Source organism: Brachyspira sp. SAP_772 (genome assembly GCF_009755885.1).
Lineage (GTDB): Bacteria > Spirochaetota > Brachyspiria > Brachyspirales > Brachyspiraceae > Brachyspira.
Genome location: NZ_VYIX01000353.1, coordinates 1 through 537, shown reverse-complemented (window position 1 = coordinate 537; position 537 = coordinate 1). Strand labels below are relative to the sequence as shown.

The window sequence follows — 537 nt, the reverse complement described above, 5'->3', positions numbered from 1 at the left end:
GGCGGTGTTATAGGGGATATGGCTGGGTATGCTGCTGCTACTTGGATGAGGGGTATTGATTTTGTACAGATACCTACAACACTTCTTGCTTGCGTTGATTCTTCTGTGGGCGGAAAGACAGGAATTAACATTAAAGAAGGTAAAAATCTAGTGGGTGCTTTTCATAGCCCTAGACTTGTTATAATGGATAGTGATGTTTTAAATACGCTTCCAAAKAGAGAGTTTAATGCGGGTATGGCTGAAGTTATTAAGCATGCATTTTTATTTGATAAAAAACTTTTAGAATATTTAGAAAATAATAATAATAACTTTGATATGGATTTTATTCTTAAGAGAAATTGTGAATTGAAGGGTCATATAGTAGAGATTGATTATAAAGAGAAAAAAGAGAGAATGTTTTTAAACTTTGGTCATACTATTGGGCATAGTGTGGAAAATGCTGCTGGGTATGGTGTATTGCTTCATGGTGAGGCTGTTGCTATAGGAGTGATTTTTGCTATAGAGTATGGAATAAAAAAAGCTATAACTAAAGATAAA

1 protein-coding gene is annotated in these 537 nt (G+C 34.0%); it reads left to right on the top strand.

What is annotated here, in order from left to right:
- A partial coding sequence (locus GQX97_RS14470; protein WP_368666596.1) for a 3-dehydroquinate synthase occupies window positions 1–537 on the top strand: 537 nt, incomplete at both ends.